The sequence below is a fragment of the Streptomyces sp. NPDC046215 genome (genome assembly GCF_040646215.1).
Taxonomy (GTDB): Bacteria; Actinomycetota; Actinomycetes; order Streptomycetales; family Streptomycetaceae; genus Streptomyces; species Streptomyces stramineus.
Map to the genome: position 1 here is coordinate 23702 of NZ_JBEYZW010000045.1, position 18566 is coordinate 42267.

Below are 18566 nucleotides of genomic sequence, written 5' to 3' on the forward strand. Positions count from 1 at the left end.
GGCGGGCGGGTCGCGGGGCGTGCGGTCGTGGCCGGAGGTCAGTCGATGATCGCCACGGGCGCGTCGACGAGGTTGCGGTCGACGGTCAGCTTCCGGCCGCCGTGGGTCTCGGTGACGTTGCCGCGGTACTGGTGGATCCGCCGGTGGGGTTGCCAGGCGTTGCGGGACAGGGCCGGCTCGCCGTCCGTCGAGGGGGTGACCTGCCAGCGGGCGAACCACATCAGGTCGGGCAGGGCGCTCGTACCGCTGCGCCGGGCCCGCTCCATGTGCCGGACGCCGGAGTCGGCGCTGCTGTAGAAGCCGGGCAGGTAGCCACGGTTACGGACCGCCGTGCTCCAGCCGCGGACGAAGTTGAGCGTGGTGCGGGCGCAGCTCGCGTTGCGGTAGTTGTACGCCTCCATGTCCAGGTAGAGGGGGCTCGGATCGGCGATGCCCATCGCGTCGGCCCGGGCCACCGCGTCGCGGCCCTCCGAAACGCCTTGTCCGTAGGGGTCGCGGGTGCCGATGGTGAAGTGCTTCTTGGTCTTGGCGCGCACGCACGGCGACTGGGAGCCGACGTAGATGGGCAGCATCCGCCACCCCAGCTCCTCGGCGCCGACGAGCCACCGGCCGCTCAGGTACTTCTGCCGCGGGCAGGCCCGGGCCCGACCCGCGAAGTAGACGCCGATGGCGCGGTAGTCGGACGAGCGCCACGCGCGGAGCGTGTTCAGCGACGGGGCCTGGCAGGTGTCGATGCCCCAGCCCCTGAAGATCGACGCCCCTTCCGCCCTCGGATCGCCGCGATCTCCCGCCGCCGCGGGCTCGGCACCGGTGATGAGCTGTCCCAGCCCCACCATCAGGGCGACGAGATACCCGATGATCCTCTTTCGTCGGTCCATGGGGCGAGTCAAAGCCGATGCCGGAGCGGCGCCTTTGCAGACACGCCACCGGTTCATCCGTCTGCCCCGATAAGCAGCCCGGACGTGGGTACCCCGGTGCCCGCGGTGACCAGGACGCGCCCGGCGCCGGGCACCTGGTTCACGGACGTGCCGCGGACCTGCCGGACGGCTTCGGCGATGCCGTTCATGCCGTGCAGGTACGCCTCGCCGAGCTGGCCGCCGTGGGTGTTCAGGGGGAGCAGGTCGTCGGCGACGAACCCGGCGCCCTCGCCGGGCGCGCAGAAGCCGAACTCTTCCAATTGCATCAGGACGAACGGGGTGAAGTGGTCGTAGAGGATGCCCACGTCGATGTCTCCCGGGCTCAGGCCGCTGGAACGCCACAGTTGCCGGGCGACGACCCCCATCTCGGGGAGGCCGGTGAGATCGTCCCGGTAGAAGCTGGTCATCTGCTCCTGCGCACGGCTCGCGCCCTGGGCGGCGGCGACGATCACGGCGGGCGGGTGCGGGAGCGTGCGGGCACGGTCGAGTGAGGTGACGACGATCGCCTGGCCGCCGTCGGTCTCCTGGCAGCAGTCGAGCAGCCGCAGCGGTTCGGCGATCCAGCGGGAGGCGGCGTGGTCGGCGAGGGTGATCGGCCGGCCGTGGAAGTAGGCGGCCGGGTTGGTGGCCGCGTACCGGCGGTCGGTGACGGCGACGTGCCCGAATATCTCCGGCTGGAGGCCGAAGGTGTGCAGGTAGCGGCGGGCGATCATCGCGACCCAGGAGGCGGGGGTGAGCAGCCCGAAGGGCAGGGCCCAGCCGAGCGCCACGCCCTCGGGGGTGGGCTCGCGGTGCCGGACGCCGGAGCCGAAGCGGCGGCCGGAGCGCTCGTTGAAGGCCCGGTAGCAGACGACGACCTCGGCGACGCCGCTCGCCACGGCGAGGGCGGCCTGCTGGAGGGTGGCGCAGGCGGCGCCGCCGCCGTAGTGGACGCGGGAGAAGAACGTCAGCTCGCCGATGCCGGCCGCTTGGGCGACGGTGATCTCGGGGCTGGTGTCCATGGTGAACGTGACGAGGCCGTCCACGTCGGCGGGGGTGAGCCCGGCGTCGGCGAGGGCGGCGCGGACGGCCTCGGCGGCCAGGGCGAGCTCGGTGCGGCCGGAGTCCTTCGAGAACTCCGTGGCGCCGATGCCGACGACGGCCGCCTTTCCGCCGAGCACATCGGGGTGCCGGGCGCTCATCGGGCGGGCTCGGGTGGGAGGGCGACCATGACCGTTCCGGTGACGTGGGGGCCCAGGTTGTTGGTGCCGATGACGGTGACTTCTGCGGTGTGATCGCTCAAGGAGACGATCCTTCCGGTCAAGACCAGAACATCGCCTGGATAGTTGGGCACGCCCAGCCGGATCGAAACCTTACGAAGCACGGCTTCAGGACCGAAATAGTCAGTGATATACCGACCCACCAGACCATTGGTGGTGAGGATGTTCATGAAGATGTCAGGGGAGCCCTTCGCTCGGGCGGCCTCTGCGTCGTGGTGAACGTCCTGGTAGTCGCGGGAGGCGAGGGCACCCGCGACGACGAGCGTACGAGTGACGGGGACGGAGAGCGGAGGAAGCTCGTCACCGGCCCTCATGCCGCGCCTTCCGCCGTGAGCGCACGGAATACGGGCAGTTCCAGCTCCGCGTCCACGCGCAGGAATTCCAGCTCGACGGGCATCCCGATCCGGATGCCCTCCGGGGCGACGCCGGTGATGCCGCTGATCATCCGCACCCCTTCGGCGAGTTCGACGAGGACCACCGGGTACGGGGGGTCGAAGGCGGGGAAGGGCGGATGGTGCATGACCACGTACGAGAAGACGGTCCCGGAACCGGCCGCCTCGAACGGCTCCCAGTCGGGTGACCCGCAGTCGGCGCACCCGGGCAGCCAGGGGAACCGGGGCCGGGCGCAGGCGGTGCAGCGCTGGAGGAGCAGCTGGTGCCGGGCGACTCCGTCCCAGAAACCGGCGTTGTCGCGGTTGATCACGGGACGGGGGCGGAGGGGGCGCAGGGGGGTGCCTTGCGCGGGGGTGTCCTGTAAGGGGGTGCCTTGCGCGGGGGCGGCCTGCGCGGGGGCGGCCTGCGCGGGGGCGGCCTGCGCGGGGGCGGCCTGCGCGGGGGCGGCCTGCGCGGGGGCAGCCTGCGCGGGGGCGCCTTGCGCGGGGGCGGTGGAGGTTGCGGGGGCAGCAGCGGTGGCCGGCGCGTAGCGGAAGATCCGGAAGCGGTGGATCCCCGCGAGCTCGCCGTTGGCCCTGATCTCCGTGCGGGTCGTGAGGAAGTAGCCCGCGCCGCGCTTGGTGATCTTCCGGGGGGACACCGTCTCGATCACGGCGTCGAAGGTGATCACGTCACCGGGGCGGAGCGCCCGCAGGTACTCCTGCTCGCAGTCGGTGGCGAGCACCGCCGTGTATCCGGCCTGCTGGAGCAGCCCCAGCAGTTCGTCATAGGCCGGTGAGCGGGCCGGCTGCCCCAGGAGGCCGGGCATGATCCAGACCTGGAGCATGGTGGCCGGGGCGACGGGGTCACTGCCGGCGTAGGCGGGGCCGGTGTCGCCGAGCGCCTCGCACCAGTGCCTGATCATGGGGGCGTTGACGGGGTCCCTGCCCTGCCCGGCAACGGCGGCCGGGCGGCCCTCGTAGGGCCGGAGCAACGGGTGGATGTCGTCGGGGCGGATCTCATCCGAGTCAACGGCTTCGGGGCGGGCGGCTTCGCGGCGGGCGGCTTCGCGGCGGGCGGCTTCGGGGTCGCGCATGTGATCCCCTTCCAGCGGATTTTTCTGACTGTCCGTCAGAAAAATGGGCGCTGTCAAGGACCATGGGCGGGACGGGCGGAGCCACCCGGAAACGACTGCGCGGCGGCACCGAAGTGCCGCCGCGCAACCATCACCGAACCCGGTCCACTCTCACCCGGTCACGTACCGCCCCCCTGCCGGGCTACCAGAGCTCGGTGAAGGTGACCGACACGTTCTCCTGGCGGATGGCCGTGTAGTCGGAGCCGTTGACGCTCGCGGTGTTGTTCTGGTTCGAGGCGCCGAGGCCGGTGGCCTGCTGCTGCCCCGTGGTGGAGTTGCCGTGGTTGGTCCCCCCGACGCCGCTTCCGACGATCGCCGCGGCCCCCGCGTTCGAACCCCGGTTGGCCACCTGGTTGCCATTGCCGTCGTCGGCCGAGGCCACGCCGGAGAAGAGGACGACTGCCATCGGCAGTGCGGCAACCGCAGCGATGACGCGAGCAGTACGGGTGCTTGCCATATCAATTCCTCCAGAACAGAACGGAACTACTGCCTACAGCCCGGTGGTTGGCCGACCACCTGGCGTTTTCATGCCGACGTCGCAACCCCAGAATTGCCCGCAGAATCCCCACCGAACCACCCGTCGCTCACCATTCCCTCGCAAGCATGACCACTCTCGAATAAACCCGCACCACACCTTGAAGCCCCGACCCGTGCCGCCCACGCCACCCTCGGAGCGCCTCAGGGACCATGAGCCCCAAGCGAAGAACCGTTCCGGCTAGATTCCGCCAATTCCGTAAACCCGCTCACGCCGGAAGTCCGGAAACCTGCAGATATGGACAGACCGACGGGGCGGTATCACTCGCCGAGCAAGCGCAGGGCCCGTCCCACCAGGGCCCGGGCGGCGGGGCTCATGGGACCGTCCGTGCGCCAGGCGAACGCGAGACCCCCGCGCAACACCGGTTCGACGATCGCCAGCGTGTGCAGATCGGGCCGGGACCGGGCCAGGCCCTCGGGAATCACCGCGATGCCCAGCCCCCGCGCGGCGAGCTCCGCCAGCGCCACCGGGCTGCCGGCCTCGAAGGCGGCGTGCGGCGCGAACCCGGCCGCCGCGCAGGCACGGTCGAGGATCGACCGGATCCCCGTCCCCCGCGGCAAGCTGATCAGCACCTGCTCCCGCAGGTCGGCCAGCCGGACCGTCTCCCCCTTCGCCATCGCGTGGTCCAGGGCGACGGCCGCCACGATCCGCTGCTCGGTGACCGTGTGCAGCGCCAGCCCCGGCGGCACCTCCTCCCCCACCGCGACGATCGCCGCGTCCAGCCGCCCGTCGAGCAGCGATTCGATCAGCTCGTGAGAGGGTGCCTCGGCGAGCGTGATCTCCACGCCGGGGTGGTCCTGGTGGAACTCGGCCAGCAGCGTGGGCATGTCGACATCGTGCGAGGTCACCATGCCGATCGCGACGCGTCCGCGCACCAGGCCCGTCATCTCGTCCACGGCCAGCCGCACCCCGTCCACCGCCGCCAGCGCGGCCCGGGCGTACGGAAGGACCGCTTCCCCCACCTCCGTCAGCCGCACCGAGCGGCTCGTCCGGTCCAGCAGCTCCTGCCCCAGCTCGCGCTCCAGCCGCCGGATCTGCGCGCTGACGCCGGGCTGGGCCACGTGCAACTTGGCCGCGGCGCGGGTGAAGTTGGCCTCCTCGGCCACGGTCACGAAGTAGGCGAGCTGGCGGAGTTCCATAACGAATGATTCTAGTGACCAGCACAAGCAACTCTTGGACTTCTAGATCCGGGGCCGCCAGGCTGGACGCACAGGGCAGGCCGCCGAAGGGCCGAGCCCGGGCCTGGGCCCCGAGGCAACCGGGCCGGCATAAGGACCAACCCGCACGACGATCAACCCGCACGAAGATCAAGAGGAGCTGAGCCGCCATGAGCCCCACCCCCCGCACCCGCGCCACCGAGCCCGAGGACCTGGCCCGGATGTTCGTGGAGCGCGCCAACGCCGGTGACGCCGAAGGGCTCGCCGAGCTCTACGCGGACGACGCCGTCGTCGCCTACCCGCCGGGGACCCAGACCGTCGGCCGGGAGGCGATCCTCGCCCTGTACCGGCAGATGATGGCGCAGGCGCCGCGCTTTGAGGTGGAGGAGCCCCTGCCGACCGTGCGCTACGGCGACCTGGCCGTCACCTCGACGCGGCCCGCCGACGGCACCGGCGGCCGCGTGCAGGTGGCCCGGCAGCAGGCCGACGGCACCTGGCTGCGCATCATCGACCGCCCCGAGATCGCGGGCTGACCATGCGCGTCCTCATAGCCGGGGCCGGCATCGGCGGGCTGACGGCCGCCCTCGCCCTGCACGCGGCGGGCATCGAGTCGTCCCTGGTCGAGGGCGCCCGCGAACTCCGCCCCCTGGGCGTCGGCATCAATCTCCTCCCGCACGCCGTGCGGGAGCTCACCGACCTCGGTCTCGGCGACGACCTGGCCCGCATCGGCGTCGCCATCACCGAGCTCAACTACTGCGACCGGTCCGGAACCACGCTTTTCACCGAAAAGCGCGGGCTCGCCGGGGGCTATGACCGGCCGCAGTACGCCGTGCACCGCGGGCGGCTGCAGATGCTGCTGCTGTCCGCGGTGCGCGAGCGGCTCGGCCCGGACGCCGTCCGCACCGGCGTCCGGGTGACGGGGTTCACGCAGGACGCCGGCTCCGTACGCGCCCTGGCGGGCGACACGGAGATCGCGGCGGACGTGCTCGTCGGCGCGGACGGCCTCCACTCGGCCGTACGGGCCCAACTGCACCCGAGGCAGGGGCCCCTGGCGTGGTCGGGGGTGCAGATGTGGCGCGGGGTGACCGAGGGGCGGCCCTTCCTCGGCGGCGACGCGATGCTCGTCGCGCGCGGCGCGGGCCTCATCGCGCGGGGCGCGGGCAGCGAGGCGGGCCTGGAGCTCGTCGCCTACCCGATCGGGCCGGACCTGATCAACTGGGTGGTCCAGGTGCAGGTCGCCGACCCGGGCCCGCTGCCCGGCGACGCCAACTGGAACCTCCCCGGCCGCCCGGAGGACGTCCTGCGCCACATCGGCCACTGGGACCTCGGGCTGCTCGACATACCCGCCCTGATCACCGGCAGCTCGATGATCCTCGAGTATCCGATGGTCGACCGGGATCCCCTGCCGTTCTGGGGCTCGGGCCGGGTCACCCTGCTCGGCGACGCAGCCCACCCCATGTACCCGGTCGGTGCGAACGGCGCGTCCCAGGCGATCGTCGACGCCCGCGCCCTGGCCGACGAGCTCGCCCGCTCCGGATACCCGGGGGGCCTGACCGCGTACGAGTCGACGCGGGGGAAGGCGACCGCGGCCGTGATCGCCGCCAACCGCGAGCTGCACGCCGGAGCGGAGGCCCGCACGCCCACCGAACTGGCCCGGATCACCGAGCACTACCGGCGCGTGACGGGCGCCGACCGCCGTCGCCCCGAACGCCCGCAGGCCGGTCACTCTTAGCGCGTGTCCGACGAGTTCAGGCGAGTGCACGCCGGACACGCTCGGTGGTGCGGCGTACGGGGTTACTGGAACGTCAGTGTCCCGGCCCCCTCCACGCTGGATACCCCCGATCCCGCGCATGCCAGGGGGTCCGGGTTGACCAGGGTGATCGTTTCGATGGCTGAGTCGTTCTTGCCGTATCCGTCGGTGACGGATCCCGTCTTCGTCACCACGCTGGTGGCCGTCAGCCTCGTCACTGAGACGGTGGTCCAGTGCACGGTGGACTTCAGGCCGTTGTTCCACTTGTACTCGATGGTGGACTCCGGGCCGAGGCCGAGGGACTGGCAGGACGAGGGGACGGTCACCTCAAGAGCACCGCGGCCGGACGTGATGCCGACCGGATTTGTGCAGGTGGACCACGTTTCGCGGACCTTCACCTTGGTGTTCCGGGTGGTGTTGGTCAGGGGCGGGTCGAAGGTGGTCTTCTGCGTCCCCTGGCAGACCAGGTCGCCGACGGCGGCGTGGGCGCTGGTGGGGACGAGGAGACCGCTGACCGCGAGAGTGAGCGCAAGGGTGGTGCCGAAGGTCCGGGAGCGTATACCGGCAAGCACGATGCCTCCTATGGCTGTTCGGGACAGTGGGGCACGGTTCAGCCATTAGCCCAGAGGTATCGGCCACTTGGCCAGATCGAGACCCACACCCCGCGCTGCACTGGCGTGCCAACCATCCGCTCCGCACCCCCATGCGCCACCTGGTGCACCAATGTCCCGACGCACGGGTGAACGCGCAGGCGGAACAAGAGCCCGTCGATCACCGTGCTGACACGCCCACCGCCCGCCCCGCCCTGTGTCCTTCAGCAGATGCGACTCCGGCCGCGCCCACTCCTGCTCCGACATCTCACCCCGCCCCCCGCTGTGCCGGAACGGCACAACTAGCGCCACTCGGCCACGTGACCGTCGGACGGTCCTTAGCAGAACCGCCGGCAAGACCGTCACGACCGCCGCCAACGTCACCATCACCGTCACCGCTGAGGAGTCAGACATGGCCACCTTCGTTCTCGTTCCCGGTATGTGCCACGGCGCCTGGAGCTTCGAGACGCTCACCGAGCCGCTGCGGCGGCTCGGCCACCGTGTGCACGCACTGACCCTGACCGGTGTCGCCGAGCGCGCCCACCTCCTCACCTCCACCGTGAACCTCGACACCCACATCGAGGACGTGGCCGGCGTCCTGGAGGCCGAGGACATCGAGGACGCGGTGCTCGTCGGCCACAGCTACGGCGGCATGGTGATCACCGGCGTCGCGGACCGGCTGCCGGAGCGCGTGGACTCCCTGGTCTTCCTCGACGCGCTCGTCCCGCAGGACGGCGACTCCGTGTTCGCCCTTCTCCCGGCCCAGCCGGACTGGCACCGGACGGTCGGCGAGACGGGCTACGCGATCCCGCCGCTGCCGTTCTTCGACCCCCGCACCACACCGCACCCGCTGGCATCGGCCCTCCAGCGCATCCGCCTCACCGGGGACCTCAGCCGCTTCCGAAGCCGGACGTACGTGTACGCGACGGAGTCGGAGTGGGGCGGCGAATCGCCGTTCACCGCGCTGTACGAGCGCCTGCGGACGGACCCGGAGTGGACGACGCACGCCCTGTCGGGCAAGCACAACCTGATGCGGGACGTCCCGGAAGCCCTCTTGAAGATCCTCCTGGAGTCGGCCCCGGCCTGAGCGGTGTCCGGCCTGAGCCGTGCGCAGCCTGAGCGGTGTCCGGCTTGAGCCGTGTCCTGGAGTCGGCCCCGGCCTGAGCCGCGTCCCGCCTGAGCCGTGCGCAGCCTGAACCGTGTACGGTCTGAGCGGTGTCCGGCCTGAGCCGTGCGCGGCCTGAGCCGCGCCCAGCGAACCCTCGGCTACCGATCGGCTTCGCCGCCCGCGGCGGCGGGGCACCGCCTGGGGCGCGTCCTCAAGCGGCGCAGGGCGTCGGCCGCGGGCCGTCGTTCGCCTCCCACCCCGCAGTCCCGCCGGCAGGCCCTAAGGTATTCGCCGGCCGAGCGCGGCGGCCTCTCGGGCGATTTCCTCGTAATCCGCCTCGGGGTTGAGCTGATGGACGAGCTCCGGGGTCAGCGCGGCCCCGGAGAAGACGGCCGCCACGGCGGCGCGGTCGACGGGGCGCTCGAAGATGTCCTCGGCCCAGTCCGCGTAGGCCGTGCCGTCGGCGTCGAGCAGCTGCTCGAAGAGGAAATCGGCGCCGTCGGACTCGCCGTCCTCGAACACGACCGGCCCGCATCGCCACGCGTCGTCCCCGGTCTCGCGCCAGGCGCACACGGTGGCGTCGAAGAACCCGTCGAGCTGGAATGCCGGCTCGGCCGCGTAACGGGCGAGCGCCGGGGGCAGCCCGTCGAGCAGCCCCGGCCAGTGGACGCGGTCGTCCTCGCGCCAGGGCGTCGCGTCGCATTCGTGGTCGAAGCCGTAGAGGAACACGCCCGCGGGGTCGAAGACGACGGCGTAGAGATCGCCGCCCCCGTTGTCCATCGACGCCAGCGCCACCCCGTCCCCCCAAGCGGGGTCGAAGGCATATGTGCGCTCCCTCCCGGCGAAAATCGCGTCGAGGACCGCGAGCGACCGGCAGCGCTCCAAGAGCACCGCCGGGTGGGGCAGTTCGGCCACGAGCTCAGGTGAGTTCATGCCGACCATTGAACCCCCCACCACTGACAATCCGCCCTGACCTGCGGTTTGTTCAGCTACTCACGGGTCTGCTGGAAGGCCCAGACCCCGTCGTCCGAGCCCCGGTGCGGGACGACGACGCGGTTGTCGTGGAACCTCGCCGGGACCGGGAGGCCGGGCAGGTTCCCGCCGATGCGGTGGGCCTGGGTGAAGGCGTCCTCGTTGGGTTTCTGCTGCTCGGTGACGTAGAGGCCGCGATCGTCCGCGATAACGAAGACCTCCAGGCGGCCGTCCTGCGCGAGGATCGCCCTCGGTGTCTCCACGACCTTGCCCGAGAGCGGCTGGGGCACCTTCCAGCCGGTGAAGCCGGGCTGGTGTGCCGCGTGGTAACCGGTGGTGCCCGCGCGCCAGAAGACGCGGATGCGCTGGTCGGCGTCCGTGACGGCGAACGGGCTTCCGACCACGTGCGCCTTGCGCGCCGAGACGATGAAGTACGCGCCCCAGCTCGTGGAGTCGGCGGCCTTCTGGGCGATGCCCCACACCTCGTCGGCGGCGCCGTGCACGAAGACCTCCAGGCGCCCTTCGCCGTTGCGGACGGCGCTGGGGGCCAGGTTGCTGTGGGGGCCGGTATTGCCGCCGAGGCTGTCCGGAGGGTTCCAGCCCGCGTGTCCGACCCGGGTCTGGTCGACGTGCCAGAGGGCGCGGTCCGTGCCGTTGTAGAAGACGGAGATCCGCCCGTCGGCGTTCAGCGCGGCCGCGGGGTCGCTCGCCGCCCCGGAAGCGATCTTGGCCGGGGTGCCCCAGGCGCCGTTGATGACCTGCTGGCGCAGGTGCCAGATGGCGTGATCGGGGCCGCGCCAGAAGACGTGGATGTGCCCGTTGGGGCTGCGGAGGGCCACGGGGCTGCCGTCCACGGTGCCTGACGTCTTGGGGTGGACGTACCAGCCCGGGCTCCACTCCCAGTCCTCCTCCTGCCAGACGGAGTGGAGGTCCTTGCCGCCGCCGCGGACGAAGATCTGGAGACGGTCGTCGGCGTTGGGAGCCACAGCGGGATTGCCGACGGTGCCACCCCCGAGACCGAACGGCTGGGCCCAGACGAAACCGGGTGTCGTTGAAGGTGCCACGGGAACCCCCTGCTGGATGCGATGGGTCGTGTCGTCATGGACGGTAACCACCGCGACCCGCCCCCGGGGCCACCGGAACGAGAATGTCCGGAAACGCAGCGGCAGGCCGCGCCGCACCGTCGTGGACGGTGCGGCGCGGCCTGCCGGGTGGTGCGGCCTGCCGGGTGGTGCGGCCTGCCGGGTGGTGCGGGAGCGTCGGCCTGCTCAGCCCTCGGCGGACCGGCGGCGACGGGCCATGACGACCAGGCCCGCACCGGCGCCGAGGGCCACGGCGGCCCCGCCGATCGTCCAGGGCGCGTCGATACCGGCGCCGGTAGTGGCCATGTGGCCGCCGGCCTGCTCCGTCCCGGCGGTGGCGCCGCCGGCCTGGCCGCCCGGCTTCTGCTGCCCACCGGAGGCGGAGGTGGAAGTGGAGGTGGACTTGGTGCCGGTGGTGGTGGCGGTGCCGGTGCCGCCCTCGGCGGGCTTGTCCTTCGACGCCTCGCCCTTGCCGTCCTTCTCGGCCTTGTCCTTGGCGGCCTTCGCGGCCGCGTCGTCCTTGGCCTTGGCCTCGGCGTAGCCGGACTCCAGGAACTTGCGGATGTCCTCGTCGGTGCCCATGAACGCGGCGCGGGCGGCGGCCTTCACCGCGGGGCCGGCCTTGTGGGCGAGCTGCGAGGCGCGGAGCCGGTCGTCCTGGACGCGGGCGACGTGCTGGCCGGTCTCCAGGAAGCGGACGAGGGCGTCATTGGTGTTCGCGTCCAGCGCCTTGCGGGCGGCTTCCTTGACGGTGGGGCCACCGGCACCGTAGATCCGGCTCACGAAGATCCGGTTGTCCGAGAAGCGGGCGAATTCCTGCCCCTCCGCGAGGAACTTCACGCGGTCGGCGGCGGTGCCGTCCAGCGCTTTGCCCGCCGCTTCCTTCATGGTCGGGCCGGCGTTCTTGTCGCCGAGCATCCGGGTGATGGCGACCATGTTGTCCTCATCGCGGGCGTCGTACTGCCCCTTTTCGATGAACTGGCGCATGGCGGCCGCACCGCCGTCGATCGCCTTGCTTCCCTCGCGCTTGAGGCCCCGGCCGGCGTCCTTCTCGCCCATCATCCTCAGGATGGCGATCCGGTCGTTCTCCTCCTGCGAGCCTCCCTTGGCGGTCTCATCGGCCTTGTCGGGCGTCGACGCGGCCGTACCCGAGGCCGGGTCGGCGACTGCCGGGGAGGAGAGCAGAACGGCCGGTGCCATCGCGGCAGCGACGACGATGGCCGAGAGACGAGCCAGCTTCACGCGGTATACCCACTTTTTCGACTGAATTCAAGGAAAAACATTTAACTGACTCATATATTACGCAAGGCCCTATCAGGGCGAAGATGTCGGCCCGGTGATGTGCTCGCTGATGCATGCGAAGGAGGTCCCAATCGCACGAACTTGCCATCTGAGAACTGGGGTTGAAGGCCCGCGCGGGCGATCGAGCCTGCGGTACGGTGACCGGCATTCGGTGGCTTCGTACGAAACGAAGCGGCCCCCGGCGGTGCTACAACACCAATCCGAGGGCCTACACCCACGAGGACCTCTACAGGAGTCCCCAGGAATGCTCCGGCATGCTATCTCCCCCGAGCGATTCTTCTCCCAAGTACCGAACGAGATCATCAGGCACCCGCGCCTGTCAGCGGCGGCAGTCCGCCTGCTGACCTGGCAGTTGTCCCTTCCGAGGGATGTGGATGTTCCGCTGTCCGAAACGGCGGCGCAGGCGGGCATCAAGAAGACAGCGTTCATCCGCGCGAAGCGGGAGCTGGTGGCGGAGGGCTACGTCCACGAGTGGCGCCGCCAGGGCACGGGCGGCCGGTGGACGACGACGCAGCTCGTCTCGAACGTACCGCTGACGCCGGACGAGGCAGTGGCCTTACGGGACGGGGCCGCCCCCGGGTCTTCTCAGCCGACGGTCGAGGAACCGGCCGTCGGTGAGCCGGAGGGCCGGGCCGTCGGCCGCTACCCAGACAACACGGAAGAGAACACGGACAACCCATCCCCCCAGCCCCCCGCCGCTTGCGGAGTGCCGCAGCCGCTGATCGACCGGGGCGGGCTGGTCCTGGCGTCGGTCTCCCACCGCGAACGGAAGCTGCGGCTCACGGGACGGGACGTCCAGGGGCTGGCCGCGCTGGCGGGCGAGTGGCTGCTGCGGGGAGCGACGGTGAAGGAACTCCGCGAGGCCCTGACGGACGGCTTGCCGGAGCGCGTCCACGCGCCTGCCGCGCTGGCGCGCGATCGTCTGGTGCGGAAGATGCCGGAGACTCCGCCGCTGGGGGTGACGGAACCGGCGGTGCGGGCGTTGCAGACGTGCGAGGGGGGTTGCGAGCGGGCGTTCCGGCCGGTGGGGGAGGAGACGCAGTGCAGGGACTGTCGCCTCGATGTGGCGGCACGACCGGATAGTGGCTGGGCCGCCGCCCAGGCGTCCCAACTCGCCTACTGAAGGGGAATCGATGCCCGGACAGAAGAAGCTCCAGCCAGGGCTCTCCCTGGCCGCGCTTTACGGCAAGAAGGTCCGCAAGCTGCGCACGCAGGCCGGCTGGACACAGCGGGAACTAGGCGGGAAGGTCTACGTCTCGCACAGCAGAATCGCGAGGATCGAGCTGGGCACAGAATCACTTCCGCGACAGCTGTCGGACGCCTTGGACAAAGTCCTGGGCGCGGACGGCGACTTGTCCGACCTCTGGGAGCACATCGGCTACCCCCTGCGATTTCCCAGCTGGTCCACGCCCTTCTTCGAAGCCGAGACCAAAGCGACAAGGATGCACAAGTTTTCGCACATGATGCCGGGGCTGACACAGACAGAGGGCTACATGCGAGCCCTGTTCGGCCCCTACGACATTTACAGCGGGCTGACCACGGAAGAGAAGGTATCTACTCGCCTCGGCCGACAGGCCATTCTGGACTCCGCCACGCCGCCCTGGCTGTGGATCATTCTTGACGAAGCCGTGCTCTACCGGATCGTGGGCGGCCAGGAGGTCATGCGCGGACAACTAACCCAGCTTCTGGCATTGACCGAACGGCCGCGCTTTCACCTGCAAATCCTCCCGTACGCGAGCTCCGAACCGTGCACGGTGGGGGGCTCCATGACCCTCTTAACGCTCCCCCACAAGGGCCAGTTGCTCTACCTGGACGGCATCGGCGCCGGTGGCCTCATCGACGACCCGGAAAAAATCGAAATGTACGCCTGCGCCTACGACCGCATGCAGGCGAACGCGCTCGCTCCCGTGCCCACCAAGGAGTACATCCGCAAGGTGATGGAGGAGCGGTACCCGTCCGGAGACTAGAGCGGCCCCACATCCGGAGAGCCCACGGTGGGCGGCCTGTGCAGAGGCTCCAGGCCCCGACGGGCCGCCCGTCCTGGGCCGCCTTCATCGCCGCCCTATGACCCGTCCCGGCCCTCGGCCAACGTGTGCGCGACCAGCGCATTCGCGTGGCCGTGGCCGAGGCCGTGCTCGGTCTTCAGCCAGGCGACTATCTCCATGTGCTTCGTCAGCGGCGAGGAGCGGATGAGGTCCTTCCACTCGGCCACGGGACGGCCGTACTTCTTCTCGATCGACGGGAAGTAACTGGCAGGGCCCTTCACGGTCTCAGTCATGCCCCGAGTATGGATCCACCCACTGACAATCGATCTTGACCAGCGCATCCGTGATCCTCCCTCCCGGGTTGCACACGGCGCGTCTCCTGCCAGGGTGGGCCCGTAGGCCCGATCCCCTCCCCGTTTGCGAGGACGTCGTGACGACTGTCAGTGACCGGTCCCGGCTGGACCAGCACCGCGAACGCAACACCGACGAGGCCGCCGTCGAGACCGTACGGTCCCGGATGGCCGAATCCGGTGTGGAGTATCTGTACTACCAAACGGTGACGCTGACCGGCCGGGTCATCGGCAAGGTCGTGCCCGCCCGGCACCTGGCCCGGAATGTCGAGCACGGAGTGCACATGCACCGCACCGGGCTGGCGGACCTCCAGACCGACCGCTACGGCACGCTGCTCGGCGGCGGGTGCGGGGCGACGGAATTCACGGCCATGCCGGACCTGGACACCTTCGCCGTGCTGCCCTGGGACACCCGCACGGGCCGATTCTTCTGCCGCCTCTACGAGCCCGCCCATACGGCCGGAGAACTCGGCGGCCGGCCGCTGGCCACGGACGCGCGCGGAAACCTCCAGCAGGTCCACGCGGCTTTCACCCGGCGGACCGGCCTGGAATTGCGCAGCGGCTGCGAACCGGAGCTGTCCTGGACCGGCCCCGGTCTCGACGCGCGGCCCCGCCCGCATACCAGCCCCGCCTACCACGTGGACCATTTGGAGCGGTACCGGCCTATCTACCAAAAGGTGATCGCTTACGGGCAGGCCCTCGGGCTCGACATGATCGAAGGCGATTACGAGGACCCGAACCAGCTCGAACTGAACTGGATGTACGACCACGCGGACCGCACCGCCGACCGGCTCATCGTCCACCGGCAGATCTGCCGCCAGGTCGCCCGCGAACTCGGCTACACCGTCAGCTTCATGCCCAAGCCGGCCGACAACCGGAAGGGCAACGGCTGCCACCACAACCTCAGCCTGTGGCGAGGTGAGGAGAACGTCCTGGCCGACCCGGACACGCGCCACCTGCACCTGACCGACACCGCTCGGCACGCCATCGGCGGAATCCTCGCCCACACCACGGCGATGACGGCGGTCATGGGGCCGACGGTGAACTCGTACAAGCGCTACTGGCACGCCAGCCAATTCGCGCCCACGCATGCCAACTGGGGCATGGACAACAAGACGTGCAGCGTCCGGCTTTCGGCGAACGGGCGCCTGGAATTCAAGCTCCCGGACGCGATGGTCAACCCGTACCTGTCCCACGCGGTGCTTCTCGCGGCCATCGAGGACGGCCTCAAGAACCGGATCGACCCCGGCCCCGCCCAGGAAGGCACCGGCCGCACGGAAACCGCTCCCCCGGCCGCCGCGCTGCCCATGACACTGGGCGAGGCGGTCGAGAAATTCGTCGCGGACCCGGTCGTCACGGGAGCCCTGGGCCCGGAACTCACCGATCTGTTCCAGGTCCTCAAGACCGACGAATGGGCCCGCTTCTGCGGCTCGGTGACCGACTGGGAGCGGACGATGTACGGCCAGGAAGGCTGCTGACGGGCCTGGCCGGCCGTCAGTCGACCAGCACCCTCACCACGCCCCGGACGAAACGCCCTATCAGGCTCAGGGCGCCGAGATCGGCGGCGGTCTCGGCGGCGTCGACGGCCAGGTCGGCCTTCCCGCCCCGATCCCTCGGCAAAGACCGGCAAGGCTTGCACTCACGCCGCAGGAACCCGCGCTTGCCCCCGCAGTTCCGGCACCTGCTTCGACGACTCGTCATGGAAGAAATAATCGCAGGCCACCGGACACGGAAGCAGGCGTACCCGGTGGCTGCTTCCCCCTTACCGCACGGTGACAGTGCCGGTCATCTGCGAGTGGAGAGCGCAGTGATAGGAGAAGACCCCAGGGGTCTCGAAGACGTGGGTGAAGCTCTGTCCAGGCGTGAGGCGACCGGAATCCCACCCGGGCCCGTCAGAGGTCGCCGTGTGGTCGATGCCGACATCTTCGTTGTTGACCCAGCGGACCGAGTCGCCACGCTGGACGGTCACGAACGGCGGGATGAAGGCGAAGCTCCGCATTTCTACGGTGACGACGGCAGCGGACCGGTGCGGCACGGGCCGGGGAACGGAAAGCGCGGGCGCCGGAAAGAGCACCCCCAGGGACAGCAGAGCCACCAGGGCGGTGAGCAGACGGGGAAGCGTACGAGGAGAGAAGCGCGGCATGGCCATTTCCTTCCCGCGAGCGAGTAGGGAGAACTTCCCCTGCCCCTACCGCGATAACCGCCCCTGACCCGGATATGGGGCTGCGGAATACCGCAGTCTCCGCGAGCGAAACCAGTGGGTGACGGCGCCGGCTCACCGGATCAGCCGATGTAGCCGAACGGAATAGTCTTCCGGACCGCGTCGGAAAGCACGTCGAGCGCGCCGAATTCCCCGTCGCCCCCGGTGTATTTCTTCGGGACCGTCACCTCGACCCACGCTTCCCGCTTCGACGTGGTGAGACGGACGTCCCCACCGGGCTGCCCCTCGGGCATCCACTCGACGCCGCGGAACTCCCAGGTGGGCGTCCACGGCCGGTATCCGTCATGCCCCTCGGTGACGACCAGGGGCCGCCGGACCCCGCAGCGCAGCGCAATGGCAGGGCTCCCCCAGAAGGCGGTGAATTCCGAATCGGGCCCGACGGCCCGCCGCTTCAGCCCGCCCACCGTGCCGGGCAACGCCCGGTGCAGAGCCCGGCAGTGCTCGGCCTGCTTCCCCTGCGGGGCGGGAACGGGCCCGGCACTCTCCGCCCCACCACCGCCCGAACAGCCGACGGCAGCGAACAGCAGGAGTACGGCGAGCCGACGCGAGGCACTCAGCACGACGCGGTCGCTGACCCGGCCCACACAAACCCCCCTCCACCCGGCCGGAGCCGAGGCCCATGCGAAAGGGGCACCCCGACCCGGGGCACCCCTTCACAACCTGGCCGGACGGCCACACGGCGGAGAGTGTGGGATTTGAACCCACGGTGACATCGCTGCCACGACGGTTTTCAAGACCGTTCCCTTAGGCCGCTCGGGCAACTCTCCCCGCGCCGTCGCACCTGCGGCAGCGCGGGAACAGCCTACCGGGTGGACGAATCCGCCGTGCAGCGGTGATCAAGAGATGGGACGGTCCCGGGGCCCGGCGGCAGGGAAGGGCGCCTCCTTCGGGCGTGCTCCGGCCTTCGGGGCGGGTCGGGGGCCGGGGCGGTGAGCGGCGAGGATTTGCCGGGCCAGGGGGGGTGGAGAGAAAGCAGACCGTACGGTATGTTTCCCTCACCGAGACCCACGGTGCCGCTACCCCCGGGCGGCACCGTGATCAGCATGGAAGGGCAGGCCGATGCCTGGCAGCGCGGGCACTGTCGCGCAGATGTGGCGTTACCCCGTCAAGTCCATGGGGGGCGAGCGGATAACGGTCGCCGAGCTGAGCGAACACGGCATCGCCGGCGACCGCACCCGGGCGGTGTTCGACGTCACCGCCGGGAAGCTCCTCTCCGCGAAGAAGGAACCCCGGCTGCTGCTCGCCACGGCACGCACCTGCCCGAGCGAGGGGGTGCTCGTCACCCTGCCCGGGCAGGCCGAACTCTCCGTCGACGACCCGGAGCTGACCACCCGGCTCAGCGACTGGCTGGACCGCAAAGCGGAGTTGGTGCAACCGGTCGCCGGTATGAGTGCGGTGTTCGAGAAACCCGACCCCGAGGACGAGAGCCTCGCCAAGGACCTCTCGACCCAGCCCGGTCTGTTCTTCGACACCAAGTCGACCCTGCACGTGCTCACCACGTCCAGCCTGCGCGCCGCCCGCCTGCTCCACCCGGACGGCGACTGGGACGTCCGCCGCTTCCGCCCGAACATCGTCGTACGGACGGTCGGCCATGGTTACCCCGAGGAGTCGTGGACGGGCCGGACGATCCGGATCGGCGACGCGACCGCCTGGGTCCGCAAGCCGACGCCGCGGTGCGCCATGACCACCCGGGAGCAGCGCGGCCTGCCCGCCGACCGGGAGATCCACCGCGTGCTGGCCCGCCACCGCAAGAACGTCCTCGGGGCCCTCGTCCACCCCGAGGGCACGGCGCGGCTCCTCGTCGGAGACCCGGTCGTGGCCTGAGCCCGGC

Annotated in this window: 21 protein-coding genes, 1 tRNA gene and 1 pseudogene; 7 read left to right on the top strand and 16 right to left on the bottom strand. The window is 70.5% G+C overall.

Going from position 1 to position 18566, the window contains the following annotated elements:
• Positions 1-38 precede the first annotated feature (38 nt).
• The 6 genes from ABZ951_RS20235 to ABZ951_RS20260 all read right to left on the bottom strand — a co-directional run bounded on the left by ABZ951_RS20235 (position 39) and on the right by ABZ951_RS20260 (position 5357).
• Positions 39-878 carry a DUF1906 domain-containing protein gene (locus tag ABZ951_RS20235; RefSeq protein WP_344096903.1) on the bottom strand — a complete coding sequence of 280 codons (840 nt, stop codon included), beginning with the start codon at positions 876-878 and terminating at the stop codon, positions 39-41.
• Between the two features lie 53 nt (positions 879-931).
• Positions 932-2098, bottom strand: a complete 1167-nt coding sequence (locus tag ABZ951_RS20240; protein ID WP_344096905.1) for a lipid-transfer protein — start codon at positions 2096-2098, stop codon at positions 932-934.
• Complete coding sequence (locus tag ABZ951_RS20245; RefSeq protein ID WP_344096907.1) at positions 2095-2490, bottom strand: MaoC family dehydratase; 396 nt, start codon at positions 2488-2490, stop codon at positions 2095-2097. The genes ABZ951_RS20240 and ABZ951_RS20245 overlap by 4 nt, the downstream gene beginning before the upstream one ends.
• The gene (locus ABZ951_RS20250) at positions 2487-3644 is read right to left on the bottom strand and encodes an OB-fold domain-containing protein (RefSeq protein ID WP_361280384.1); all 1158 of its coding nucleotides are present in this window, start codon (positions 3642-3644) and stop codon (positions 2487-2489) included. Before ABZ951_RS20250 ends, ABZ951_RS20245 begins: the two co-directional genes overlap by 4 nt.
• 181 nt (positions 3645-3825) lie before the next feature.
• Positions 3826-4140 (bottom strand): hypothetical protein, encoded by a 315-nt coding sequence (locus ABZ951_RS20255; RefSeq protein ID WP_344096680.1) that lies wholly within the window; start codon positions 4138-4140, stop codon positions 3826-3828.
• Positions 4141-4478: 338 nt separating this feature from the next.
• Positions 4479-5357, bottom strand: a complete 879-nt coding sequence (locus ABZ951_RS20260) for a LysR substrate-binding domain-containing protein (protein ID WP_344096682.1) — start codon at positions 5355-5357, stop codon at positions 4479-4481.
• 188 nt (positions 5358-5545) lie between these two features.
• Between ABZ951_RS20260 and ABZ951_RS20265 the strand changes: the two genes are divergently transcribed.
• Entirely contained in the window at positions 5546-5908 is a 363-nt protein-coding gene (locus tag ABZ951_RS20265; protein WP_344096684.1) for a nuclear transport factor 2 family protein, read from the top strand.
• A gap of 2 nt (positions 5909-5910) precedes the next feature.
• Entirely contained in the window at positions 5911-7107 is a 1197-nt protein-coding gene (locus tag ABZ951_RS20270) for an FAD-dependent monooxygenase (protein ID WP_344096686.1), read from the top strand.
• Between the two features lie 62 nt (positions 7108-7169).
• On the opposite strand, the gene ABZ951_RS20275 is transcribed toward ABZ951_RS20270, so the two are convergent.
• Complete coding sequence (locus tag ABZ951_RS20275) at positions 7170-7697, bottom strand: hypothetical protein (RefSeq protein ID WP_344096688.1); 528 nt, start codon at positions 7695-7697, stop codon at positions 7170-7172.
• Between the two features lie 173 nt (positions 7698-7870).
• A pseudogene (locus ABZ951_RS20280) lies at positions 7871-7982 on the bottom strand (IS5/IS1182 family transposase); the annotation flags it as partial.
• 145 nt (positions 7983-8127) lie between these two features.
• Between ABZ951_RS20280 and ABZ951_RS20285 the strand changes: the two are divergent.
• Positions 8128-8802 carry an alpha/beta fold hydrolase gene (locus ABZ951_RS20285; protein ID WP_344096690.1) on the top strand — a complete coding sequence of 225 codons (675 nt, stop codon included), beginning with the start codon at positions 8128-8130 and terminating at the stop codon, positions 8800-8802.
• 300 nt (positions 8803-9102) lie between these two features.
• Here ABZ951_RS20285 and ABZ951_RS20290 read toward each other — a convergent pair whose 3' ends face one another.
• The 3 genes from ABZ951_RS20290 to ABZ951_RS20300 all read right to left on the bottom strand — a co-directional run bounded on the left by ABZ951_RS20290 (position 9103) and on the right by ABZ951_RS20300 (position 12119).
• Positions 9103-9756 carry a hypothetical protein gene (locus ABZ951_RS20290; protein ID WP_344096692.1) on the bottom strand — a complete coding sequence of 218 codons (654 nt, stop codon included), beginning with the start codon at positions 9754-9756 and terminating at the stop codon, positions 9103-9105.
• Between the two features lie 56 nt (positions 9757-9812).
• Positions 9813-10781 (bottom strand): hypothetical protein, encoded by a 969-nt coding sequence (locus ABZ951_RS20295; protein ID WP_344096694.1) that lies wholly within the window; start codon positions 10779-10781, stop codon positions 9813-9815.
• Positions 10782-11063: 282 nt separating this feature from the next.
• A complete protein-coding gene (locus ABZ951_RS20300) occupies positions 11064-12119 on the bottom strand; it encodes an ALF repeat-containing protein (RefSeq protein WP_344096696.1) in 1056 nt (351 codons plus the stop codon).
• Positions 12120-12423: 304 nt separating this feature from the next.
• Here ABZ951_RS20300 and ABZ951_RS20305 point away from each other — a divergent pair, with 304 nt between their 5' ends.
• Together ABZ951_RS20305 and ABZ951_RS20310 are read left to right on the top strand one after the other, a co-directional pair.
• On the top strand, positions 12424-13302 hold the full coding sequence (locus ABZ951_RS20305; protein WP_344096698.1) for a hypothetical protein: 879 nt from the start codon (positions 12424-12426) through the stop codon (positions 13300-13302).
• A 10-nt stretch (positions 13303-13312) separates the two neighbouring features.
• Entirely contained in the window at positions 13313-14146 is an 834-nt protein-coding gene (locus ABZ951_RS20310; RefSeq protein WP_344096700.1) for a helix-turn-helix transcriptional regulator, read from the top strand.
• Between the two features lie 95 nt (positions 14147-14241).
• Here ABZ951_RS20310 and ABZ951_RS20315 read toward each other — a convergent pair whose 3' ends face one another.
• Positions 14242-14457: a DUF4287 domain-containing protein gene (locus ABZ951_RS20315; protein ID WP_344096702.1), complete on the bottom strand. Its 216-nt coding sequence runs from the start codon at positions 14455-14457 to the stop codon at positions 14242-14244.
• A gap of 137 nt (positions 14458-14594) precedes the next feature.
• Between ABZ951_RS20315 and ABZ951_RS20320 the strand changes: the two genes are divergently transcribed.
• Positions 14595-15992, top strand: a complete 1398-nt coding sequence (locus ABZ951_RS20320; protein ID WP_344096704.1) for a glutamine synthetase — start codon at positions 14595-14597, stop codon at positions 15990-15992.
• 16 nt (positions 15993-16008) lie between these two features.
• Here ABZ951_RS20320 and ABZ951_RS20325 read toward each other — a convergent pair whose 3' ends face one another.
• From ABZ951_RS20325 to ABZ951_RS20340, 4 genes are all read right to left on the bottom strand, one after another.
• The gene (locus ABZ951_RS20325; RefSeq protein WP_344096706.1) at positions 16009-16134 is read right to left on the bottom strand and encodes a hypothetical protein; all 126 of its coding nucleotides are present in this window, start codon (positions 16132-16134) and stop codon (positions 16009-16011) included.
• Between the two features lie 142 nt (positions 16135-16276).
• Positions 16277-16657: a cupredoxin family copper-binding protein gene (locus tag ABZ951_RS20330; protein ID WP_361280390.1), complete on the bottom strand. Its 381-nt coding sequence runs from the start codon at positions 16655-16657 to the stop codon at positions 16277-16279.
• A gap of 140 nt (positions 16658-16797) precedes the next feature.
• Positions 16798-17319: a DUF3515 domain-containing protein gene (locus ABZ951_RS20335; RefSeq protein WP_344096711.1), complete on the bottom strand. Its 522-nt coding sequence runs from the start codon at positions 17317-17319 to the stop codon at positions 16798-16800.
• Positions 17320-17415: 96 nt separating this feature from the next.
• Positions 17416-17502: transfer RNA gene (locus ABZ951_RS20340), tRNA-Ser, on the bottom strand.
• A 292-nt stretch (positions 17503-17794) separates the two neighbouring features.
• Between ABZ951_RS20340 and ABZ951_RS20345 the strand changes: the two genes are divergently transcribed.
• Positions 17795-18559, top strand: coding sequence for an MOSC N-terminal beta barrel domain-containing protein (locus tag ABZ951_RS20345; protein ID WP_344096713.1), 765 nt, complete (start codon positions 17795-17797; stop codon positions 18557-18559).
• Positions 18560-18566 lie beyond the last annotated feature (7 nt).

Bases quoted from the DNA above. Each gene is read 5' to 3' on its own strand.
- ABZ951_RS20260 (WP_344096682.1), bottom strand. From the start codon at position 5,357: ATGGAACTCCGCCAGCTCGCCTACTTCGTGACCGTGGCCGAGGAGGCC.
- ABZ951_RS20270 (WP_344096686.1), top strand. From the start codon at position 5,911: ATGCGCGTCCTCATAGCCGGGGCCGGCATCGGCGGGCTGACGGCCGCC.
- ABZ951_RS20345 (WP_344096713.1), top strand. From the start codon at position 17,795: ATGCCTGGCAGCGCGGGCACTGTCGCGCAGATGTGGCGTTACCCCGTC.
- ABZ951_RS20285 (WP_344096690.1), top strand. From the start codon at position 8,128: ATGGCCACCTTCGTTCTCGTTCCCGGTATGTGCCACGGCGCCTGGAGC.
- ABZ951_RS20290 (WP_344096692.1), bottom strand. From the start codon at position 9,756: ATGAACTCACCTGAGCTCGTGGCCGAACTGCCCCACCCGGCGGTGCTC.
- ABZ951_RS20315 (WP_344096702.1), bottom strand. From the start codon at position 14,457: ATGACTGAGACCGTGAAGGGCCCTGCCAGTTACTTCCCGTCGATCGAG.
- ABZ951_RS20240 (WP_344096905.1), bottom strand. From the start codon at position 2,098: ATGAGCGCCCGGCACCCCGATGTGCTCGGCGGAAAGGCGGCCGTCGTC.
- ABZ951_RS20265 (WP_344096684.1), top strand. From the start codon at position 5,546: ATGAGCCCCACCCCCCGCACCCGCGCCACCGAGCCCGAGGACCTGGCC.
- ABZ951_RS20330 (WP_361280390.1), bottom strand. From the start codon at position 16,657: ATGCCGCGCTTCTCTCCTCGTACGCTTCCCCGTCTGCTCACCGCCCTG.
- ABZ951_RS20310 (WP_344096700.1), top strand. From the start codon at position 13,313: ATGCCCGGACAGAAGAAGCTCCAGCCAGGGCTCTCCCTGGCCGCGCTT.
- ABZ951_RS20245 (WP_344096907.1), bottom strand. From the start codon at position 2,490: ATGAGGGCCGGTGACGAGCTTCCTCCGCTCTCCGTCCCCGTCACTCGT.
- ABZ951_RS20255 (WP_344096680.1), bottom strand. From the start codon at position 4,140: ATGGCAAGCACCCGTACTGCTCGCGTCATCGCTGCGGTTGCCGCACTG.
- ABZ951_RS20250 (WP_361280384.1), bottom strand. From the start codon at position 3,644: ATGCGCGACCCCGAAGCCGCCCGCCGCGAAGCCGCCCGCCGCGAAGCC.
- ABZ951_RS20305 (WP_344096698.1), top strand. From the start codon at position 12,424: ATGCTCCGGCATGCTATCTCCCCCGAGCGATTCTTCTCCCAAGTACCG.
- ABZ951_RS20235 (WP_344096903.1), bottom strand. From the start codon at position 878: ATGGACCGACGAAAGAGGATCATCGGGTATCTCGTCGCCCTGATGGTG.